Genomic DNA, 18,159 nt, shown 5'->3' with positions numbered 1-18,159 from the left:
GCCGCCAGCGGTCCGTCAGCTCGCGAACTCTTCTCTGAGGATGCGCAGGCCGTCTTCGTATTTCGCCGTCGAGGCCCCGATCTGCCGTGCCTGCCATAGATTGTCGGCAAGATCGGCGCGCTTGACAGGCAACGCCAGCGGGTTGGCCGCAGCCCTGCGAACGAACGCGGCATCGTCCTCGTTCGGCAGCCGCGTCATGGCGTCGACGGCAGACACGATGGACGGCCCGAACCCGGCCGCCTCAAGCCGGTCGCGGTTCCAGCCGTCGCCTTTTTCGATGACGTCGTGAAGATAGGCGATAGCTTTCTGGTCGAGCGTTTCGACGGCATCGACGAGCCGGCGGCAATGTTCGATATATGGCCGCCCTGTCTTGTCCGTCTGCCCGGCATGAGCCTGTTCGGCGATTTTCGCTGCGCGATAAAGCACGCTCATTGGGTCGACCCCGTAACGAACAGAGCATGTCCTGGCGCACCAACGCGCCATCGTCGGTGCGAGTTCCTACGCGCCGCGGGACCCTGCTGCCTCACTTGTGAGCGGCGGGCGCGACGCGTCAGGACACGCGTTCAAAACTGTCGAGGCTGGTTCCAAAGGCGCGCCAGGCGGGCAGTTTCCTGGCTCGGGCCGGGGCACCTTCCTTTTCCGCCGACAAAGCGGCATCCGCAACGGTGTGCCACAGCATCTCCAGCTTCCCATCCCTGAGAATGCCGGTATAGCTCACCGCTGCGGCTCCGACCCGCCCTTCGGCCGCGCAAGTGAAGCCGATGACATCTCCATGGCAGGCTCCCAACAGCGGCAACGTCATGCCGAAAAATGCGCTGTCCTCCAGCGCCGTCCTGAAGGTTCCGTTGATCCGTCCGCCCTCTTCGCTGGTCAGTTCGACCACCGACCCGTACTGGTTTTGCCAGATGCCCAGCCAACTCATCGCTGCTCCTCCTGATTGCCTCCATGGGGATTGTGCTGCCACACGGCCGCCAAGCCGCGGCCGGTGTAGCTGCCTTCAATCAGCCGCGATGCCAGCCGTCGACATCTGCACGAAGCGCAGCGGCGCTTCCAGCGTCCAGCTGATGCCGTGCCTGGCGAATTCCAGGCGGCCGGTGCCGCTGAGCGCCTGCGGCGTGACGCGTTTGAGCACAACCGTTCCGAACCCGCGTCGCGTGTTTTCATCCACCAATGGCCCGTCCAGTTCCCGCCAGACAAAGCGGAAGCCATCGCTGCCGTCGGCGGCTGGCGTCACGGTCCATTCGGCCTCGACCCGTCCGTCATGGTGCGACAGCGCTCCGTGCTTTACCGAATTCGTGGCCAGCTCGTGAAAGGCAATGCCGAGATATTGCACCGCGTTCGGCTGCAGCATGATCATCGGCCCGCTCATCGACAGACGGGCCTGTGTCGCGAAGGCCTTGGTCTGGGCATGGATCAGTTCGCCGATAGTCGCCCCACGCCATTCGGCATCGACCAGCAGATCGTGCGATTCCGATAGCGCCATGATGCGTTCCCGGACCTGTGAAAGGAAAGCCTCTGGCGTCCCCGCCAGCTTGCTGGTCTCGCGGATCATCGAGACGATCACCGAATATTGGTTTTTGACGCGGTGGTTCACTTCGCGCATGAGTGTGCGGATGCGCCGTTCGCTCTCCTTGTGCGGGCTGATGTCGCGCGCGATCTTGGAGGCGCCGATGATACGCCCAATGCCGTCGCGTATCGGCGAGATGGTGAGCGAAACCGGTACCAGGGTGCCATCCTTGCGCTGCCGGATAGTCTCGTATGAAGGAATCCGTTCGCCGGCGCGAATGCGGCTGATGATCATGGCTTCCTCATCCAGGTGGTCGGGCGGGATGAGGATCGTCACCGGGCGCCCGATCGCCTCGGCGGGCGTGTAGCCGAACAGGCGTTGTGCCGCGTCGTTCCAACTGGTGATAATGCCGTTCAGGTCTTTCGACACGATCGCGTCCATCGAGAATTCGACGATGGCAGCGAGCCTCATGCCGGCGTCGTCAGCCAGCGCCTGGGTGCGCAGGTCGAGCAGGGTGTTGATAGCGCCGACGACCTCACCGCACACATTGCGAAGCAGGACCGGGTGCGCGCTGAACGGGATGAACTGGCCGTCCGGCCGCTCGGCGATCGCCCGGCCCCCACGAACGTCCCGCTCCTCCAGCAAGGCAACGGCCATCGGACATTCGTCATGCGCCATCGGTCGCCCATCAAGGTGGCGAAGCTTCCATGAACCGCACCAGCGGTCCTGGCCAAGCATCGGACGATGTCCCCAGAGATCGGCAGCGGCTTCGTTGAAGAAGGTGATGTAGCCCTGTCTGTCGGTGGTGTAGACAGCCACAGGCAACGCCTGCATCAGATCGGCGGAAGAAACTTGCGGGATTCCGCCAGTCCTTAGTTCAACGACGTCCACCAGTCCCCCGCTCCGCTTGGATTGCCGACGGATTGCTACGTCATCTAAATGCGCGCGAGTGTTTTCGGTTCCGTTCGATCTGCTTTCGGACATTCAGGCCGATTTGCGTTTCGCCGCCGCCCTCGGACTTTTGTTCGGAGCCTTGCCGCCCTCCTGCGCCAGGCTCTTGCGCAGAACATCGGCGAGATTGACGACGTTCGTCCTCGGCTCGGGTGCCGGCTTGGGCGGTTTCTTGCCCTTGCGCTTGGCGTCGATCATCGCAACCAGCGCCTGTTCATAAGTGTCTTCGAACTTCGACGGGTCGAATTTGGCCGGCTTCTTGTCGATCAGCAGTTGCGCGATTTCCAGCATCTCGGGATCGACCTTGCGAGCCTTCAGCCCTTCGAACACCGCGTCCGCCGCGACCACTTCATTGTGGTTGCGTAGTTCCGTCATTACCATGCCCTTGCCAAGCGGCTGGATCAGCACCTCTCGGCCACGCTGGTACAGCACGACGCAGGAGCGGGCTGCCACTTTCTTCCTGGCCATGGCGTCCCGGATCACCGCGAAAGCCTCCGTGGAGGGCGCGTCGGCCGGAACCAGATAATAGGGTTTTTCGAGGTAGCGTGCGTCGATTTCGGCGGCGGGCACGAACTCGCCGATCTCGAGCGTATGCTGCGATACCATCTTCAGTTTCTTGATTTCGTCCGGCTCTATATGGATGAACTCGCCCTTTTCGACCTCATAGCCTTTTACCTGCTCCGCCGCCTCGACCGTGTCGCCGGTCTCCTCGTCGATATAAGCGCTCTTGACCGGGAGACCGTCCTTGCGGTTCAGGATCCTGAAATGCACTTTCTCGGCCTCGCTGACGGCGCCGATGATCTTGACGCCACAGGAAACCGATCCGACTTTCATAAAGCCCTTCCAGGCAGCTCGCGGCGTCGCCATGTCGATCACTCATTTGTCGAACGGACGGAACGGCTGCGAGCCGAAATCGTTCCGCCATGGCAGGCTGTTCCATATGCCGGCCCGGACGTTCGTTTCAGTTTCGTCAGGGGAATAGCGGGATGGCCCAACGCAGCGCAGGATTGCTCATCTTTCGCCGAAGGGAAGGACATCTCCAGGTCTTGCTGGTGCATCCGGGCGGACCATTCTGGGCGAAGAAGGACGACGGCGCATGGTCGATCCCGAAGGGCTTGGTCGACGAGAACGAGGACGACCTGGCGGCAGCAAAACGCGAGGCCGAAGAGGAGCTAGGCGTCGCCATCGATGGCGTTTTCGAACACCTTGGCAGCTACAGGCAGCCGGGCGGCAAGCTCGTCATCGCATGGTGCGTCGAGGCGGATTTCGACAGCGACGCCATCAACAGCAACACCTTCGTCATGGAATGGCCGCCAAGGTCCGGCTCGATGAAGGAATTTGCCGAAGTCGACAGAGCGGGCTGGTTCTCCCTGCCTGAAGCCAACCTCAAGATCCTGAAAGGCCAGCGCGCCATGCTGGCGGAGTTTGCCGGTCGGCATGGCGACGGATGAATTTGTTTCAGCCCAGTTCTTAAGGGCAGTGCTCGGGCTTGCTCCCGCTCTGCTTTAAGCGCGTTGCGGCCGCAGCGTGCGCAACGTGATCGAATAGCGGTGCTCGGCAACCGGCGGAATGCTGTGCTCCCATTCGTTGCGCGCAGCACCCGTCATCAGATAGGCCGATCTTGGATCGACGGTGACCGTCTTGCGGTCCCATCGCGTGCCGTTTTTCCGGCGCAGGCGGAAGCTGCAGGCGGCCAGCAGCGAAACGCCGGCGACCGCCTCGAAATGAGGCTTGTCGCGGTGCCAGCCGATACCGGCGCCCGGCCGGTACTCGTTGATCAGCACCTGCACGAAGGTTTCGGCGGGCAAGCGGGCAAAGGCTGCAACCTTTTCCCTGAGCGGCAGCAGAAAGCCGGGTATCGGCGGTGCCTCGACGACTTCGCCCCGGTCGTAATCATAACGCTGCCCAAAACCGACCACCCGCCGGTTTGCCAGATGGCCATAGAAGTCGAAGGGCTGAAAAGGCAGGGTTGCGAGCTGGCTCGCCAACGCTGCCTCCTCGTCCGGCGTGATCAGTTCGGGCTGGTAGCGGAATCCTTCCGGCAGGTCGTCGGCGGCGGCAAAGAGATCGCCCTGGCGGGCTGCAGCCGATGTCTTGAGCGGTGGCATCAACCGTATTTGGTGAAGCCGGCCCGTAGCGGCAAGGCTACTTCGGCAGGAAGGAACCTCGCTCTCCGTGCAGGGTTATTCACACGACGGCGTGGATTGGACCTGTTGAGAATGCCTTCAACTGCGATCAGAAGCATCGATTACCAGCCGGCGACGAGGGTACTCTCCGTATGGTTCGTCCCGAGCGGAAACCGCTATGATTACGAGGACGTGCCGCCGCAGGTCCACGCGGCATTCCGCAAAGCCTCGTCGAAGGGCCGGTTCTTCAACGCGCATATTCGCGACCGGTACAAATACCATCTGGTCGAGCAGAGCCATTCGAGCTGAGCCGAGGCCATCCGCCTCAGCCGGGCCCCTCCATCACCTTGCGCGTGTGGCGGGCGATCACACCTTCCTCGTCGGTCGCGACGATGCGGACTTCCACTTTGCTCTCCGCCTGGCTCATCAGCGCGGCATGAGAGCTGTTGGCGGCCTCGTCGATCGCCACGCCGAGCCAGTCAAGCCTGTCGCAAATCGCTTTACGGGCCGTGGCCGAGTGCTCGCCGATGCCGCCGGTGAACACCAGGCATTCCAGCCCGCCCAGCGTGTTGGCGAGGGCGGCAACTTCCCTGGCGGCGCGGAAGGCGAAAAGCTCCACCGCTTCGCGGGCCCGGCGGTCGTCGCTGGCCTCCAGCGTGCGCATGTCGCCGGAAATGCCGGACACGCCGAGCAGGCCGGATTCCTCGTAGAGCATGTCTTGCAGCGCCTCTCCGGAAACGCCTCTTTCCAGCAGCAGGTACAAAAGCACGCCCGGATCGATGGCGCCGCAGCGTGTGCCCATGACCAGGCCATCAAGCGCCGAAAAGCCCATCGTCGTATCGACGCTTCGCCCGTCGCGCATGGCGCACAGGCTCGCCCCGTTGCCGAGATGGGCGACGATGGTTCTTTTCGCCGCCAGATCGGGCGATATCTGCTTGAGCCGGCCGGCAACATATTCGTAGGAAAGCCCGTGAAAGCCGTAGCGGTGGATGCCGTCCGCCTCGTAGCGGCGCGGCAGCGCAAAACGGCTGACCAGAGGCTCGATGGTCCGATGGAAGGCCGTGTCGAAGCATCCGACCTGCGGCAGGTCGGGCCGCAGCGCGGCAAGCGCCCGGATTGGTGCGAGGCTGCGTGGCTGGTGCAATGGCGCAAGCGGGGTCAGCCTGTCGAGAGCCTCGATAACTGTCGGCGTCAGGCGGACAGGTTCGACGAACTCGCGTCCGCCATGGACGATGCGATGGCCGGCGGCGATCAACTTCCTTCCGCCAAGTTCGTTCTCGATCCACTGCAGCATCTGGCCGAGGCCCATGTCGCGTGATGCGTCCGCGGTAAGTGGCCGATCGCACTGCAGCTCCCCATCGGCGGCTTTCGCGGTCAGCCTTGGCGCATCGCCCAGATCCAGCGAACCGCGCGAGGCAAGATCCGGCTCGGCGGACGCTGCAAGGTCGTAAAGTCCGAACTTGATGCTGGACGAGCCGGCATTCAACGCAAGGATCGATCGTCGCATCAATCGCCGGCCCTCGTCGCGCCGTCCTGCGGCCAGGACCATTTCTGGATCTCGGGCATGTCCTCGCCATGTTCGCGGACATAGGCCGTATGCTCAGCCAATTTCCCATGCAGCGCCGCGGCAAGCTCCTTCGCCCGCTCGGCCAGCCCCGGCACGCGCGCGATCGCAGCGAGCGCCAGATGATAGCGGTCGAGCTGGTTGAGCACGACCATGTCGAACGGCGTCGTCGTCGTGCCTTCCTCGCGAAAGCCGTGCACATGCATGTTGTCGTGATTGGCGCGCCGGTAGGTCAGACGGTGAATGAGATAGGGGTAGCCGTGATAGGCGAAGATGACCGGCTTGGCCCTGGTGAACAGTGCGTCGAATCTGTCGTCGGCAAAGCCATGCGGATGCTCGGAATTCGACTGCAAGATCATCAGGTCGACGACATTGACGACGCGGATCTTCAGGTCCGGAATGCCCGAGCGCAGGATGTCGGCTGCGGCAAGCGCCTCCAGTGTCGGCACGTCGCCGGCGCAAGCCAGGACCACATCCGGTTCTTCGCCCTTGGCAACCGTCCCGGCCCATTCCCAGATGCCGGCGCCGGCCTGGCAGTGCGCTTCCGCGTCCTCGGCCGACAGCCATTGCGGCGCCGGCTGCTTGCCGGCGACGATGACGTTGATGCGGTTGTAGGTTTTCAGGCAATGGTCGGTGATCCACAGCAGCGTGTTGGCGTCGGGCGGGAAATAGAGCCTGACCGTGTCGGCCTTCTTGTTGGCGACGAAATCGGCAAAGCCCGGGTCCTGATGGCTGAAGCCGTTATGATCCTGCCGCCAGACATGCGAGGTCAGCAGGTAGTTGAGTGAGGCGATCGGCTTGCGCCAGGCAAGCTCGCCGGAGGTCTTCAGCCATTTGGCATGTTGGTTGACCATGGAATCGACGATGTGGACGAACGCCTCATAGCACGAGAACAGGCCATGGCGGCCGGTCAGCAGATAGCCCTCCAGCCAGCCTTGGCAAAGATGCTCGCTGAGCACTTCCATGACGCGACCGTCACGGGAAAGATGGACGTCGTAGGGCTCGATCCGCTCCATCCAGACCCGGTCCGTAACCTCGAACACGTCGTCGAGGCGGTTGGAGGACGTCTCGTCCGGTCCCATCAGCCGGAAATTCCTGGCATCGGCGTTCAAGCGGATCACGTCGCGAAGATAGCTTCCCACGGTCCGCGTCGCCTCTCCGACAGCGCCGCCGGGACGCTGTACGTCGAGCGCCAGGCCTCTCCACTCGGGCAGCACCAGGTCCTGTTTCAGCAGGCCGCCATTGGCGTAGGGGATTGCGCCCATTCGTCTTGGTCCTGTTGGCGCTAGCGCCGCGAGCTCCGCCAGGAGATGGCCGCCTTTGTCGAACAGTTTTTCCGGCTCGTAACTGCGCATCCAGTCTTCCAGGATCTGGCGGTGCGCCGCATCGCCGCGTGCATTCGACACCGGCACCTGGTGCGAACGCCAGAAATCCTCGACTCGTCTGCCGTCGACCTCTTTCGGCCCGGTCCAGCCCTTTGGGCTGCGCAGCACGATCATCGGCCACAGCGGCCGGTCTCCCTTCCAGCCCGCGGCTCGTGCCGGCTCCTGGATGGAGTGGACCCGGTCGAGCACCGTATCGAGCGTGCGGGCCATCTCGCGATGCATCGCGGCAGGTTCATGACCTTCGACAAAAAAGGTTTCGTAGCCATAGCCGAGGAACAGGCTGCGCAACGCCTCGTCTTCCATGCGGCCGAGGATCGTCGGGTTGGCGATCTTGTAGCCGTTGAGATGCAGGATCGGCAGGACGGCACCATCGGATGCCGGGTTCAGGAACTTGTTGGAATGCCAGGCCGCGGCGAGCGGGCCGGTCTCGGCTTCGCCGTCGCCGACGACGCAGGCAACGACAAGGTTTGGATTGTCGAAGGCGGCGCCGAAGGCATGGACCAGCGCATAGCCGAGTTCTCCGCCTTCGTGGATCGAGCCGGGCGTCTCCGGAGCGGCGTGGCTCGGCACTCCGCCGGGAAACGAGAATTGCCGGAACAGCTTTCGCAGGCCGTCTTCGTCCCCGCCGACCTCGGGATAGATTTCGCTGTAGGTGCCCTCGAGCCAGGTGTTCGCGACCATTGCCGGGCCGCCGTGACCCGGACCGCAGATGAACAGGACATCGAGACCACGTTCACGGATGATCCGGTTCAGATGCACATAGATGAAATTGAGGCCGGGCGTCGTGCCCCAATGGCCGAGCAGCCGCGGCTTGATGTGCTCGGGCCGCAAGGGCTCGCGCAAGAGCGGATTGTCGAGCAGATAGATCTGGCCAACCGAGATGTAGTTCGCGGCGCGCCAGTAGCGGTCCATCAGATCGATCTGGTCAAGGCCGGTTGTATGCGCAGCGGTGCGGGCCTCGTCGTTCATGGAAATGCCTCCGGAATACCCTCGTCCGTCGTTATCTGGAGTGGCGTCGCGTCGGAGAAAGGATTTGCCTCGAAATAAGTTTGGGCGGCGCGGCCGGCGCCCGCTTGTCGATCCTGCAACGCGCCTCGCCAGACAAAAGCGGGTCGGTCTTTTGGGGAACCTCGGGGCTTGCCAACGGTTAGGAAGATGCACCGCATTGCTTGAATCCAAGGGGACCGCCGAGGCCCTGAGATATGAGCCGGCCGAAGTGCCGTTGAGTAGCTTGGGCGATTGCAGCGGAAGCCCTAGGAGGAGCAGAAAGATGCTCGATCTCTCCCATGCCCGCAACCAAATGGTCGATATCCACCTGAGCCGCCGTGGCATTCGCGACCGCAATGTCCTTCTAGCGATGCGCGAGGTCCCGCGCGAGGCTTTCGTCGAGCCTGGTTTCGAAGAATTCGCCTATGAGGACGGGCCGCTGCCGATCGCCGAAGGTCAGACGATATCGCAGCCCTATATCGTTGCGTTCATGATCGAAATGGCGGAGGTCGGAGCCGGTGACCACGTCCTCGAGGTCGGCACCGGATCAGGCTATGCGGCTGCCGTGATGAGCCGTATCGTCGAACGCGTCTACACGATCGAGCGCCACGCCGCGTTAGCTGAAACGGCGAGGCAACGGTTCAAAAAGCTCGGCTACGATAATATCGAAGTCCGCACCGGCGATGGCACCAAGGGCTGGCCAGAGGCGGCACCCTTCGATGCGATCCTGGTTGCGGCCGCCGGACCCGGCGCACCTCTCGCTCTGCAGGAACAGCTCGACGTCGCCGGCCGGCTTGTCATCCCGGTCGGCGACGAATTCGACTCGCAGCGTCTGCTCAAGGTCACCCGGACCGGCGCAGCAACTTACACCGAGGAGGATTTCGGCGGCGTGCGGTTTGTTCCGCTGATCGGCGAGCAAGGTTGGGGCGAGCCAGGCAGCGACAGCCAGATAGCGGCCGAGCTTCCGCACCGGCATCAGCGCAGGAGCAGCCTGCCGCAGATGATCGCGGCCGCCGCCGAGCCGCTTCCGGATTTCGACGATCCGGCCTTCGGTGCGCTGTTCGACCGGTTTGCCGACCGCCGCGTCGTCTTGCTCGGCGAAGCCAGCCACGGCACGTCGGAGTTCTACCGCGCGCGCGCCGCGATCACTCGCAGGCTGATCGAGAAGCATGGCTTCACCATCGTCGCGGTCGAGGCCGACTGGCCCGATGCCGCGGCGATCGACCGTTATGTCCGCCATCGGCCGCGGCGGCCGGGCGCCGCGCCGCCGTTCCAGCGCTTTCCCACCTGGATGTGGCGCAACACCGACGTCGCGGCGTTCGTCGACTGGATGCGAGTGCGTAATGAGCGGATCAGCAAATCCTCCCGGCGGGCCGGATTCTATGGCCTGGACATCTACAATATGGGCGGATCGATTGCGGCGGTCCTGCAATATCTCGACCGGGTCGATCCGCAGGCGGCGAGGATCGCGCGCGAACGCTATGGCTGCCTGACGCCGTGGCAGAACGACCCGGCCACCTATGGCCGTGTCGCACTCACCTCCGGTTACCAGAAATGCGAGAAGGCCGTGCTCGAGCAATGCCGGGAACTGCTTTCCAGAGAGCTCGACTATGCGCAGCAGGACGGTATCGATTTCCTCGACGCCACCCAGAACGCCCGCCTGGTCGCCTCCGCCGAGCGTTATTACCGCACCATGTATTATGGCGGCGCGCAATCCTGGAACCTGCGCGACACCCACATGTTCGAAACGCTGGAGCACCTGCTGCAGGCCCGCGGCCCGAATGCCAAGGCGGTGGTGTGGGCACATAATTCCCATATCGGCGATGCCCGCTATACCGAAATGGGGATCGTCAGGGACGAACTGAATATCGGCCAGCTCTGCCGCCAGCGTTTTGGCGACGAGGTTGCCTTGATCGGGCTCAGTACGCATTCCGGGACGGTGGCCGCCGCCACCGACTGGGACGGCGACATGGAAGTGAAACCGGTTCGGCCTTCCCACAACGACAGCTATGAGCGGCTTTGCCACGACAGCGGCGTCTCGCCTTTCCTGCTCGATTTCGAGCGCGACGACACGCTGCGCGAACGGCTTCTGGAGCGCCGGCTGGAACGCTTTATCGGCGTCATCTACCGGCCCGAAACCGAGCTCCACAGCCATTATGCGGACGCCTCGCTCGCCCGCCAGTTCGATGCTTTCGTCTGGTTCGATGAAACCAGTGCCGTGACGCCGCTTGGGCCGGAACATGCGGGGACAGGCCTTCCCGAGACCTATCCTTTCGGGCTGTAGCGAATTTGGACCTTGGGAAAGCGGAAAATCAAAAGAAGGAGGTCACCGATGGCCGGAAAAAAGACTCATGAGCAGCAATTGCGCATCATCGAAGAGCGCGAGAACACGAAAAACGCCGGCAAGGATTTCGACGCGGAAGCGGATTTGAAAAAGACCAGGCAAGAGCGCGAGGCGTTCCGGCGCGGTGCCGAGCTCAGATCGGACCCGAAGGATATTGCCGATCCCGACGATCGCAACATCATCCGCGGCGAGCACCAGGAAAGCGCCCACAACAAGCATCGCGCCGACCGCTGAACGGCCGGATCGCTTGACGTTAAGACAATACGGCGCCGGGTCCGTTCCCTGATCTGACGGATGCAGCGTTCGTGGCCGCAAAATTGGCGGACGAGGGCGCCGTCTCGATCCCTGGGGCTATTCGGCAAAAAATGTCGCGGCGACAGCAATTGAGACGAGGCTCAGCATCGCCAGGCCTGCCCTGGCGACATGCGAAGCCTCCCAGACGCTGCGCAAATCTCTCCAGTCGCCGGTCTGCTTTCGAGAGAACATTGAAAAGAACGTCGCGGCGGATTTCGGCAGGGCAGTGTCTTGCACCCAGAAATTATTGACGGGGTGCGTGACCAACCAATAGGTCGCGTGCTCCGCCAGCAGGAAGACAAGCGCCGCCAAGGTCCACCAGAATCGGGCGCTTGGATAGGGCGTCAGGTAAAGCAGGACGGCGAGTGCAATGATGCCGCCGATCTCGGCGAACCCGCCGATCGTGAAGCCGGGATAGTAGATCGCCTGCACTGATCTGTAGGTGGCCTCCTTGAGGCGCAACTTGCCGGGCAATTCCAGAGCGTGCGCGAGCGAGAGCGCCATCGACACGGCGACCAACAGAAGCGTGGCGATCGTCAATGCGCGCATGTTCCTGCTCCCGACCATGCCCTCGTGGTGCGCGCGTAGATAGGGTGGTTGGTGATCCGGTAAAGGCAACGACACCCGACTTCGCCGGCAAGTCCGGTTCGGTCATTCCCCGATCTGGCTGGTCGACCGTTCGTGGACTGTGGCGCCGGTCTGCGCGTCGACCGCGACCATGCTGACCTCGTAGCCCCAGAGCTTGCGGATATGCCGCAGTGTGGCGTCGCGGCTGCCGCCTTCCAGCACTATGCCGTCCTTGACCTTATGCTGCAGGCGCAGATGCCGGTCGCCGAGCAGGTCCACGTCCACCACCTGGATGTCCGGCCGGCTGGCGCCGATATCGTAGCTGTGGGCGAGTGCGGCGCGGATGCTCTCGTAGCCGCGCTCATTGTGTATCGAGGCGACTTCGTAGTGCGGATCGTTGGCCGCATCGGCAAGCACAAAGAACCGCCATTTCCGGATCAGGGTAGGGCTCAGATACTGGCGGATGAAGGACTCGTCGCGATGGTTGGCCCAGGCGTCCAGCAGGGTCTGGCGCCAGTCGCCATTGCCGGCGATATCGGGAAACCAGTCGCGGTCCTCGGCAGTCGGCGCGGTCGAGATGCGCTGGATGTCCTGCATCATGTCGAGGCCCAGCGCGTAAGGGTTGATACCGGAAAAGCGCGGATCGTCGAAGCCCGGCTGGAAGATCACGTTCGAATGGTTGCGCAGGATCTCCAGCATGGCACCTTCGCCGATCAGGCCGCGGTCGAACAAAAGGTTCATCAGCGTGTAATGCACGAAGGTGGCGCAGCCCTCGTTCATCACCTGCGTTTGGCGCTGCGGATAGAAATACTGCGCGATGACGCGGACAATCCGGATGACCTCACGCTGCCACGGTTCCAGGATCAGGCTGTTCTTCTCCAGGAAATAAAGCAGGTTTTCCTCGGGCAGCTTGAGCGATTTCTTGCGCTCCGCCATGATGTCCGTCTCGCGGGGCTTGGCGCCGTCCTTCGAAGGCGGCAGCGTGCGCCATAGGTCGTTGTAGGAACGCTCCTCGTATTCCAGGCGCTCGCGAACGCCCTCGCGCTGCTTTTCCGACGACAGCTTCGGCGGCCGGTGATATCTGAACACGCCCTGCTCCATCAGCGCATGTGCGGCATCGAGGATCTCTTCCACCGCATCGACGCCATGCCGCTCCTCGCAGCGGGCAATGTAGCCCTTGGCGAAGTCGAGATAGCTGAGGATGGCGCTGGCGTCCGTCCACTGCTGGAACAGATAATTGTTCTTGAAGAAATGGTTATGGCCGAGTGCCGCGTGCGCCGTCACCAGGGCCTGCAAGGCCATGGTGTTTTCTTCCATCAGATAGACGATGCAGGGATTGGAATTGATGACGAGTTCATAGGCGAGCCCCCGTCCGCCTTTGCGATAGAGCAATTCCTGGTAGAGGTAGTGCTTGCCGAACGACCAGTGCCGGTACATCAGCGGCATGCCGACCGAGGAATAGGCGTCGAGCATCTGTTCGGACGAGATTATCTCCATCTGTACCGGATAGACGTCGAGGTGGAGCTCTTCGGTGGCGATCGCCTCGATGGTCTCGTAGGCGCGCGACAGCGTCCTGAAATCCCAGTCGGAACCGGAAAACAACAACCCGGATCTGCTCGCCATCAGCCCCCTCTTTCACCGCTCTTTTGATAACCCGGCTGTCTGGCGAAGAGCTGGCGGAAAACCGGGTAGATGTCGGCCGCCGTGGCGATGCGGCTCATCTGGAAGTTCGACCACCTCAGCTTGACCGCACTGTAGGCACGCCACAGCGACGTGCCGTTGTCGGTGGCGCCGAAGATGTGGCTCTCGCGCTCGTCGAGGATCTCGACGTAGGCAAAATACTGGCAAAGCCGCATGATCTGTTCGTCGAGCAGGGTGATGCAGCGCTCCGAATCGGTGACGAAATTGTCGCCGTCCGAGGCCTGGGCGACATAGATGTTCCATTCGCGGCTGGGATAGCGCTGCTCGACGATGCGGTGCATCTCCTCGAGCGCCGTGGAAACCACCGTGCCGCCGCTCTGGGTGTTGTAGAAAAAGGTCTCCTCGTCCACCTCCTGCGCCTCGTGCGTGTGGCGGATGAAGACCACCTCGGTCCGGTCGTAGCGCCGTTTCAGGAACAGGTGCAGCAGCACGAAGAAGCGCTTGGCCAGATCCTTCTCGCGTTCGCCCATCGAGCCGGACACGTCCATCAGGCAGAACATCACCGCATTGGCATTCGGCACCGGCTGGGCGTCGAAGCGGTTGAAGCGGATGTCGACCGGGTCGACATAGGCGATTCGCTTGCGGCGGCGCTCCAGTCGCTCAAGCTCTTCCTGCAGCGCCACGATGCGCTGGCGCCTCTCGGCGTTCTGCGGCTTCGCCTCCAGCGACGTGATCTCCTGCGCGATTGCGTCGAGTTCCTCCTGCTTGGGGCGCCTGAGTGCTATGCGGCGGCCATGGCTATTGCGCATTGTGCGCCCGACATTGATGTTGGTCGGCGAGCCGGTCGCGGCGAAGCCGGCCCGGCGCGGCTTGAAAGCGAGGATCTCCTTGAGGTTGAGCTTGACCATGTCCGGCAGTTCGAGGTCTTCGAAAAAGAGGTCGAGAACCTCTTCGCGCGACAGCACGAAACGGAAATCGTCCTCCGATTCGGTTCTTCCCGGGGCTGATCCCATGCCGCCGCCCTGGCCGGGCTTGGGCAGCCGGTCGCCTGGGGTGAAATGCTTGTTGCCGGGCAGGACGTGCTGGCGGCTGCCGCTGTTCCTGGCATCGTTGAAGCTCGGCTCGCCGGTACCCCGCGCTGGCATCGAAACGGCATGCTCGGCGTCCACGTCGGCGATCTTGCCGGCGCGGATCTGATCGCGGATGGTGCGCTTCAACTCTTCGCGCGCCCGCCGCAGGAAACGCTGCCGATTGCCGAGGCTTTTGTCCTTCGGGTTCAGTCGGCGATCAATGAAGATCGGCATATGTTACCCCGGGCTGGCTTCAACCCGCCTTGTTCACCCGCATGTACCAGTCCACCAGCCGGCGGACCTGGCGCTCGGTGTAGCCGCGCTGGATCATCCGCTGCACGAATTCGGTATGCCGCTTCTCCGTCACGCTGTCCTGCTTGGAGCCGAAGCTGATCACTGGCAGCAGGTCCTCGACCTGCCCGAACATCCGCTTCTCGATGACTTCGCGCAGCTTTTCATAGCTTGTCCATGACGGGTTGCGGCCATGGTTTCTGGCCCGCGCGCGCAGCGTGAACTTCACCACTTCGTTGCGGAAGTCCTTGGGATTGGCGATGCCGGCCGGCTTTTCGACCTGCGACAATTCGTTGTCCAAGACCTCGCGATTGAGGATCTGGCCGGTATCGGTATCCTTGTAGTCCTGATCCTCGATCCAGGCATCGGCGTAGGCGATATAGCGGTCGAACAGGTTCTGGCCGTATTCGCTGTAGGATTCCAGATAGGCCTTCTGGATCTCGTGGCCGATGAACTCGGCATAACGGGTGGCCAGCTCCGACTTTATGAAATCGAGATAGTCCGCCTCGGTCTCCTTCGGGAACTGCTCGCGCTTGATCGCCTCTTCAAGGATGTACATCAGATGCACCGGATCGGCCGCCACCTCTTCGGTGTCGTAATTGAAGGTCTGCGACAGGATCTTGAAGGCGAAGCGGGTGCTGACGCCGGTCATGCCTTCGTCGACGCCGGCGGCGTTTCGGTATTCCTGGACCGACTTCGCCTTGGGATCGGTTTCCTTGAGGTTCTCGCCGTCATAGACGCGCATCTTGGTGTAGAGCGGCGAATTGTCGTGTTCGGCCAGGCGGGTCGAGACGGTGAACCGGCTGAGGATATCGAGCACTTCCGGAGCGCAGGGGCTGTTAGCCAATTCGCTTTCGCGCAACAGCTTCTCGTAGATCTGCCGCTCTTCGGTGACGCGCAGGCAATACGGCACCTTGACCACCAGGATGCGGTCGAGGAACGCCTCGTTGTTCTTGTTGTTCTTGAACTGCAGCCATTCCGATTCGTTGGAATGGGCAACGATGATGCCCTGATAGGGGAAAGCGCCGAAATTCTCGGTGCCGTTGTAGCTGCCTTCCTGGGTGGCGGTCAGCAGCGGATGCAGCACCTTGATTGGCGCCTTGAACATCTCGACGAATTCGAGCAGCCCTTGCGTCGTCCGGTTCAGCCCGCCGCTATAGGAGTAGGCGTCCGGATCGGACTGGCTGAAGTTTTCCAGCTGCCTGATGTCGACCTTGCCGACCAGGGCCGAAACGTCCTGGTTGTTCTCGTCGCCCGGCTCGGTCTTGGCAATGCCGATCTGGCGCAGCCTGGACGGCATCAGCTTGACGACGCTGAATTTGGAGATGTCGCCGGACAATTCGTCGAGGCGCTTGGCCGCCCAGGGCGAGATCAGGCCGTTCAGCCGCCGTCGGGCGATGCCGTATTTGTCCTCCAAAAGGTCGCCCATGCGGTCGGGGTCGAACAGCCCGAGCGGCGATTCGAAGACCGGGCTGACCTGGCCGCCGACCTTCAGCGTATAGATCGGACGCTGCTCCATCAGCCTTTTCAGCTGCTCCGCAAGCGAGGACTTGCCGCCGCCGACCGGGCCAAGCAGATAGAGGATCTGCTTGCGTTCCTCGAGCCCTTGCGAGGCATAGCGGAAATAACCGGCGATACGCTCGATCGTATCCTCCATGCCGTAAAAGTCGGCGAAGGTTGGATAGATCTTGATCGTCCGGTTCGAAAAAATACGGCCGAGCCGCTCGTCCTTGCTGGTATCGACAAAGGTCGGCTCGCCGATCGCCTCGACCATCCGTTCGGGTGCCGAGGCGTACATCGACTTGTCCTCGCGGCAGGCAAGCAGATATTGCTGGAGGCTTATCTCCTCCTGAGCCGCATTCTTGTAAACCTCGGAAAACAGATCGAAGACGTCGGATTGATTCTCACGCATGGTATTCCTAGCCCCGGAGCCGGTGTGGCTGCACGTTTGTCTCTTGAACAACCAAATGTCAGAAAGCCCTTGTGGTTCCCTTCACTTCGCAGAGAGTGCATGTGATCGAAGGATAAGAGTCTAGATAAGGACATCCTGAGTGCAGACAAGGCGTGCAACGTCCTGACCGAGGCATAAAATCCTGAATTGCACCGCGCCCCGCTGACGACTCCCAACAAGACGGAGGAACGGTTCGGGTCCTTCCCGGTTGTGAGGGAAAGGAGACGGTCGATGTCTGGGAATAGTTTGTGGTTGCTCGTTGTTGCAGGCGGTCCACTGCTGCTGGCAATCCTGATCGCCTACGCCCTGCTCACGCAGCGCCGTCGCGGCCCGGCGGAGCGCAGGGAAAGCGAGCGCGCCACCGAGCGCCTGTATCAGGAAAAGAAGGACTGACCGACAGGATCGCAGCTCAGCTGCCGGCGGCCGCCAGCCCGGTCGCTTTTTCGGCGCGCAGCAGCATGCCAAACAGGTCACGCGGCTCATCGGGATCGGCCAGAAGGTCTAGTTCCTCGTAAAGGCCGGTCCGCTGAAGCTGATCGCGAACGTAACGCAACGCGGAAAAATCCTCGATCGCAAAGCCGACGGAATCAAACAATGTGATCTGTCGGGCGTCCGTCCGGCCTGCTGCCTTTCCTGTCATCACCTGCCACAATTCGGTGACCGGATGATCCGCATCGAGCTGCTGGCTCTCGCCTTCGATGCGCGTCTGCGGCGGGTATTCGACGAAAATATCCGAGCGCAGCAGAATGTCGCGATGCAGCTCGGTCTTGCCCGGGCAATCGCCGCCTACCGCATTGATGTGCACGCCGGATCCCACCATGTTGTCGGTCAGGATTGTTGCCGACCGCTTGTCGGCGGTAACCGTGGTGATGATCTCTGCACCCTCAACGGCCTCCTGCGCCGACGCGCAGAGCTTGATGTCGAAGCCCAGGCCGCCGGCAAGGTTCTTCATGCATTTGGTCGAGGCCGCCGGGTCGATATCGTAGAGACGCAGCCTGTCGACGCCAAGCAGCGCCTTGAAGGCAATGGCCTGGAATTCCGATTGCGCGCCATTGCCGATGATCGCCATGCAACTGGCGGCCTCTGGAGCGAGGTATTTCGCCGCGACGGCCGAGCTTGCGGCGGTTCTGAGCGCCGTCAGGATGGTCATTTCCGAAAGCAGCATCGGATAGCCGTTGCCGACATCGGCAAGCACGCCGAAAGCGGTCACGGTCTGGCGGCCGTCACGCGTGTTCTTCGGATGCCCGTTGACGTATTTGAAGCCGTAAAGCTGCCCGTCGCTGGTCGGCATCAGCTCGATGACGCCGTCAATGCTGTGCGAGGCGACGCGCGGCGTCTTGTCGAACAGCTCCCAGCGCCTGAAATCCTCTTCGATATAGGCGGCAAGCTCGACCAGAAAGCGCTCGATGCCGATGGCAAGCACCAGCTTCATCATGCGGTCGACGCTGACGAACGGGACGATGTTCAAATTGACGGTCATG

17 protein-coding genes are annotated in these 18,159 nt (G+C 62.3%); 5 read left to right on the top strand and 12 right to left on the bottom strand.

Annotated elements, in window-relative coordinates; all coding sequences use genetic code 11:
• Positions 1–15: 15 nt before the first annotated feature.
• The 4 genes from NKH60_RS17980 to ku all read right to left on the bottom strand — a co-directional run bounded on the left by NKH60_RS17980 (position 16) and on the right by ku (position 3,325).
• Complete coding sequence (locus NKH60_RS17980; RefSeq protein WP_352473064.1) at positions 16–432, bottom strand: HD domain-containing protein; 417 nt, start codon at positions 430–432, stop codon at positions 16–18.
• Between the two features lie 118 nt (positions 433–550).
• A complete protein-coding gene (locus tag NKH60_RS17975; RefSeq protein ID WP_352473062.1) occupies positions 551–922 on the bottom strand; it encodes an avidin/streptavidin family protein in 372 nt (123 codons plus the stop codon).
• Between the two features lie 75 nt (positions 923–997).
• Positions 998–2,341, bottom strand: coding sequence for a PAS domain-containing HWE histidine kinase family protein (locus NKH60_RS17970; protein ID WP_352872864.1), 1,344 nt, complete (start codon positions 2,339–2,341; stop codon positions 998–1,000).
• Positions 2,342–2,491: 150 nt separating this feature from the next.
• Entirely contained in the window at positions 2,492–3,325 is an 834-nt protein-coding gene (gene ku / locus NKH60_RS17965; protein WP_352539869.1) for a non-homologous end joining protein Ku, read from the bottom strand.
• A 119-nt stretch (positions 3,326–3,444) separates the two neighbouring features.
• On the opposite strand from ku, the gene NKH60_RS17960 reads away from it, so the two are divergent.
• A complete protein-coding gene (locus tag NKH60_RS17960; RefSeq protein ID WP_352501155.1) occupies positions 3,445–3,909 on the top strand; it encodes an NUDIX hydrolase in 465 nt (154 codons plus the stop codon).
• A gap of 54 nt (positions 3,910–3,963) precedes the next feature.
• Here NKH60_RS17960 and NKH60_RS17955 read toward each other — a convergent pair whose 3' ends face one another.
• The gene (locus NKH60_RS17955; protein WP_352473056.1) at positions 3,964–4,566 is read right to left on the bottom strand and encodes an alpha-ketoglutarate-dependent dioxygenase AlkB; all 603 of its coding nucleotides are present in this window, start codon (positions 4,564–4,566) and stop codon (positions 3,964–3,966) included.
• A 111-nt stretch (positions 4,567–4,677) separates the two neighbouring features.
• Between NKH60_RS17955 and NKH60_RS17950 the strand changes: the two genes are divergently transcribed.
• Entirely contained in the window at positions 4,678–4,893 is a 216-nt protein-coding gene (locus tag NKH60_RS17950; protein WP_352473055.1) for a KTSC domain-containing protein, read from the top strand.
• Between the two features lie 16 nt (positions 4,894–4,909).
• Here the strand turns inward: NKH60_RS17950 and NKH60_RS17945 are convergent, their stop codons facing one another.
• On the bottom strand, positions 4,910–6,091 hold the full coding sequence (locus NKH60_RS17945) for an acetate/propionate family kinase (protein WP_352614274.1): 1,182 nt from the start codon (positions 6,089–6,091) through the stop codon (positions 4,910–4,912).
• Positions 6,091–8,502: a phosphoketolase family protein gene (locus NKH60_RS17940; protein ID WP_352539871.1), complete on the bottom strand. Its 2,412-nt coding sequence runs from the start codon at positions 8,500–8,502 to the stop codon at positions 6,091–6,093. The genes NKH60_RS17945 and NKH60_RS17940 overlap by 1 nt, the downstream gene beginning before the upstream one ends.
• Positions 8,503–8,803: 301 nt before the next feature.
• Here NKH60_RS17940 and NKH60_RS17935 point away from each other — a divergent pair, with 301 nt between their 5' ends.
• Together NKH60_RS17935 and NKH60_RS17930 are read left to right on the top strand one after the other, a co-directional pair.
• The gene (locus NKH60_RS17935; protein ID WP_352614276.1) at positions 8,804–10,804 is read left to right on the top strand and encodes a protein-L-isoaspartate(D-aspartate) O-methyltransferase; all 2,001 of its coding nucleotides are present in this window, start codon (positions 8,804–8,806) and stop codon (positions 10,802–10,804) included.
• 48 nt (positions 10,805–10,852) lie between these two features.
• The gene (locus NKH60_RS17930; RefSeq protein ID WP_023720508.1) at positions 10,853–11,098 is read left to right on the top strand and encodes a hypothetical protein; all 246 of its coding nucleotides are present in this window, start codon (positions 10,853–10,855) and stop codon (positions 11,096–11,098) included.
• 117 nt (positions 11,099–11,215) lie between these two features.
• Here NKH60_RS17930 and NKH60_RS17925 read toward each other — a convergent pair whose 3' ends face one another.
• The 4 genes from NKH60_RS17925 to NKH60_RS17910 all read right to left on the bottom strand — a co-directional run bounded on the left by NKH60_RS17925 (position 11,216) and on the right by NKH60_RS17910 (position 16,639).
• Positions 11,216–11,707 carry a DUF1772 domain-containing protein gene (locus NKH60_RS17925; protein WP_352614277.1) on the bottom strand — a complete coding sequence of 164 codons (492 nt, stop codon included), beginning with the start codon at positions 11,705–11,707 and terminating at the stop codon, positions 11,216–11,218.
• A gap of 102 nt (positions 11,708–11,809) precedes the next feature.
• Positions 11,810–13,348, bottom strand: coding sequence for a SpoVR family protein (locus NKH60_RS17920; protein ID WP_352473050.1), 1,539 nt, complete (start codon positions 13,346–13,348; stop codon positions 11,810–11,812).
• Positions 13,348–14,670: a YeaH/YhbH family protein gene (locus NKH60_RS17915; RefSeq protein WP_352473049.1), complete on the bottom strand. Its 1,323-nt coding sequence runs from the start codon at positions 14,668–14,670 to the stop codon at positions 13,348–13,350. The genes NKH60_RS17920 and NKH60_RS17915 overlap by 1 nt, the downstream gene beginning before the upstream one ends.
• A 19-nt stretch (positions 14,671–14,689) precedes the next feature.
• Positions 14,690–16,639: a PrkA family serine protein kinase gene (locus NKH60_RS17910; protein ID WP_352449545.1), complete on the bottom strand. Its 1,950-nt coding sequence runs from the start codon at positions 16,637–16,639 to the stop codon at positions 14,690–14,692.
• Positions 16,640–16,909: 270 nt separating this feature from the next.
• Between NKH60_RS17910 and NKH60_RS17905 the strand changes: the two genes are divergently transcribed.
• Positions 16,910–17,071 (top strand): hypothetical protein, encoded by a 162-nt coding sequence (locus NKH60_RS17905; RefSeq protein ID WP_292655465.1) that lies wholly within the window; start codon positions 16,910–16,912, stop codon positions 17,069–17,071.
• Positions 17,072–17,087: 16 nt separating this feature from the next.
• On the opposite strand, the gene ocd is transcribed toward NKH60_RS17905, so the two are convergent.
• Complete coding sequence (gene ocd / locus NKH60_RS17900; protein WP_352834193.1) at positions 17,088–18,158, bottom strand: ornithine cyclodeaminase; 1,071 nt, start codon at positions 18,156–18,158, stop codon at positions 17,088–17,090.
• Position 18,159: the final 1 nt, after the last annotated feature.

The organism is Mesorhizobium sp. M1006 (assembly GCF_040318825.1).
Classification (GTDB): domain Bacteria; phylum Pseudomonadota; class Alphaproteobacteria; order Rhizobiales; family Rhizobiaceae; genus Mesorhizobium.
The sequence above is the reverse complement of the archived record's forward strand: the minus strand, read 5'-3'. Positions and strand labels throughout refer to the sequence as shown.

What these genes read in the sequence shown, in the direction of transcription:
- NKH60_RS17980 (WP_352473064.1), bottom strand. Translation starts at nt 432, where the DNA reads ATGAGCGTGCTTTATCGCGCAGCGAAAATCGCCGAACAGGCTCATGCC.
- NKH60_RS17975 (WP_352473062.1), bottom strand. Translation starts at nt 922, where the DNA reads ATGAGTTGGCTGGGCATCTGGCAAAACCAGTACGGGTCGGTGGTCGAA.
- NKH60_RS17970 (WP_352872864.1), bottom strand. Translation starts at nt 2,341, where the DNA reads ATGCAGGCGTTGCCTGTGGCTGTCTACACCACCGACAGACAGGGCTAC.
- ku (WP_352539869.1), bottom strand. Translation starts at nt 3,325, where the DNA reads ATGGCGACGCCGCGAGCTGCCTGGAAGGGCTTTATGAAAGTCGGATCG.
- NKH60_RS17960 (WP_352501155.1), top strand. Translation starts at nt 3,445, where the DNA reads ATGGCCCAACGCAGCGCAGGATTGCTCATCTTTCGCCGAAGGGAAGGA.
- NKH60_RS17955 (WP_352473056.1), bottom strand. Translation starts at nt 4,566, where the DNA reads ATGCCACCGCTCAAGACATCGGCTGCAGCCCGCCAGGGCGATCTCTTT.
- NKH60_RS17950 (WP_352473055.1), top strand. Translation starts at nt 4,678, where the DNA reads ATGCCTTCAACTGCGATCAGAAGCATCGATTACCAGCCGGCGACGAGG.
- NKH60_RS17945 (WP_352614274.1), bottom strand. Translation starts at nt 6,091, where the DNA reads ATGCGACGATCGATCCTTGCGTTGAATGCCGGCTCGTCCAGCATCAAG.
- NKH60_RS17940 (WP_352539871.1), bottom strand. Translation starts at nt 8,502, where the DNA reads ATGAACGACGAGGCCCGCACCGCTGCGCATACAACCGGCCTTGACCAG.
- NKH60_RS17935 (WP_352614276.1), top strand. Translation starts at nt 8,804, where the DNA reads ATGCTCGATCTCTCCCATGCCCGCAACCAAATGGTCGATATCCACCTG.
- NKH60_RS17930 (WP_023720508.1), top strand. Translation starts at nt 10,853, where the DNA reads ATGGCCGGAAAAAAGACTCATGAGCAGCAATTGCGCATCATCGAAGAG.
- NKH60_RS17925 (WP_352614277.1), bottom strand. Translation starts at nt 11,707, where the DNA reads ATGCGCGCATTGACGATCGCCACGCTTCTGTTGGTCGCCGTGTCGATG.
- NKH60_RS17920 (WP_352473050.1), bottom strand. Translation starts at nt 13,348, where the DNA reads ATGGCGAGCAGATCCGGGTTGTTGTTTTCCGGTTCCGACTGGGATTTC.
- NKH60_RS17915 (WP_352473049.1), bottom strand. Translation starts at nt 14,670, where the DNA reads ATGCCGATCTTCATTGATCGCCGACTGAACCCGAAGGACAAAAGCCTC.
- NKH60_RS17910 (WP_352449545.1), bottom strand. Translation starts at nt 16,639, where the DNA reads ATGCGTGAGAATCAATCCGACGTCTTCGATCTGTTTTCCGAGGTTTAC.
- NKH60_RS17905 (WP_292655465.1), top strand. Translation starts at nt 16,910, where the DNA reads ATGTCTGGGAATAGTTTGTGGTTGCTCGTTGTTGCAGGCGGTCCACTG.
- ocd (WP_352834193.1), bottom strand. Translation starts at nt 18,158, where the DNA reads ATGACCGTCAATTTGAACATCGTCCCGTTCGTCAGCGTCGACCGCATG.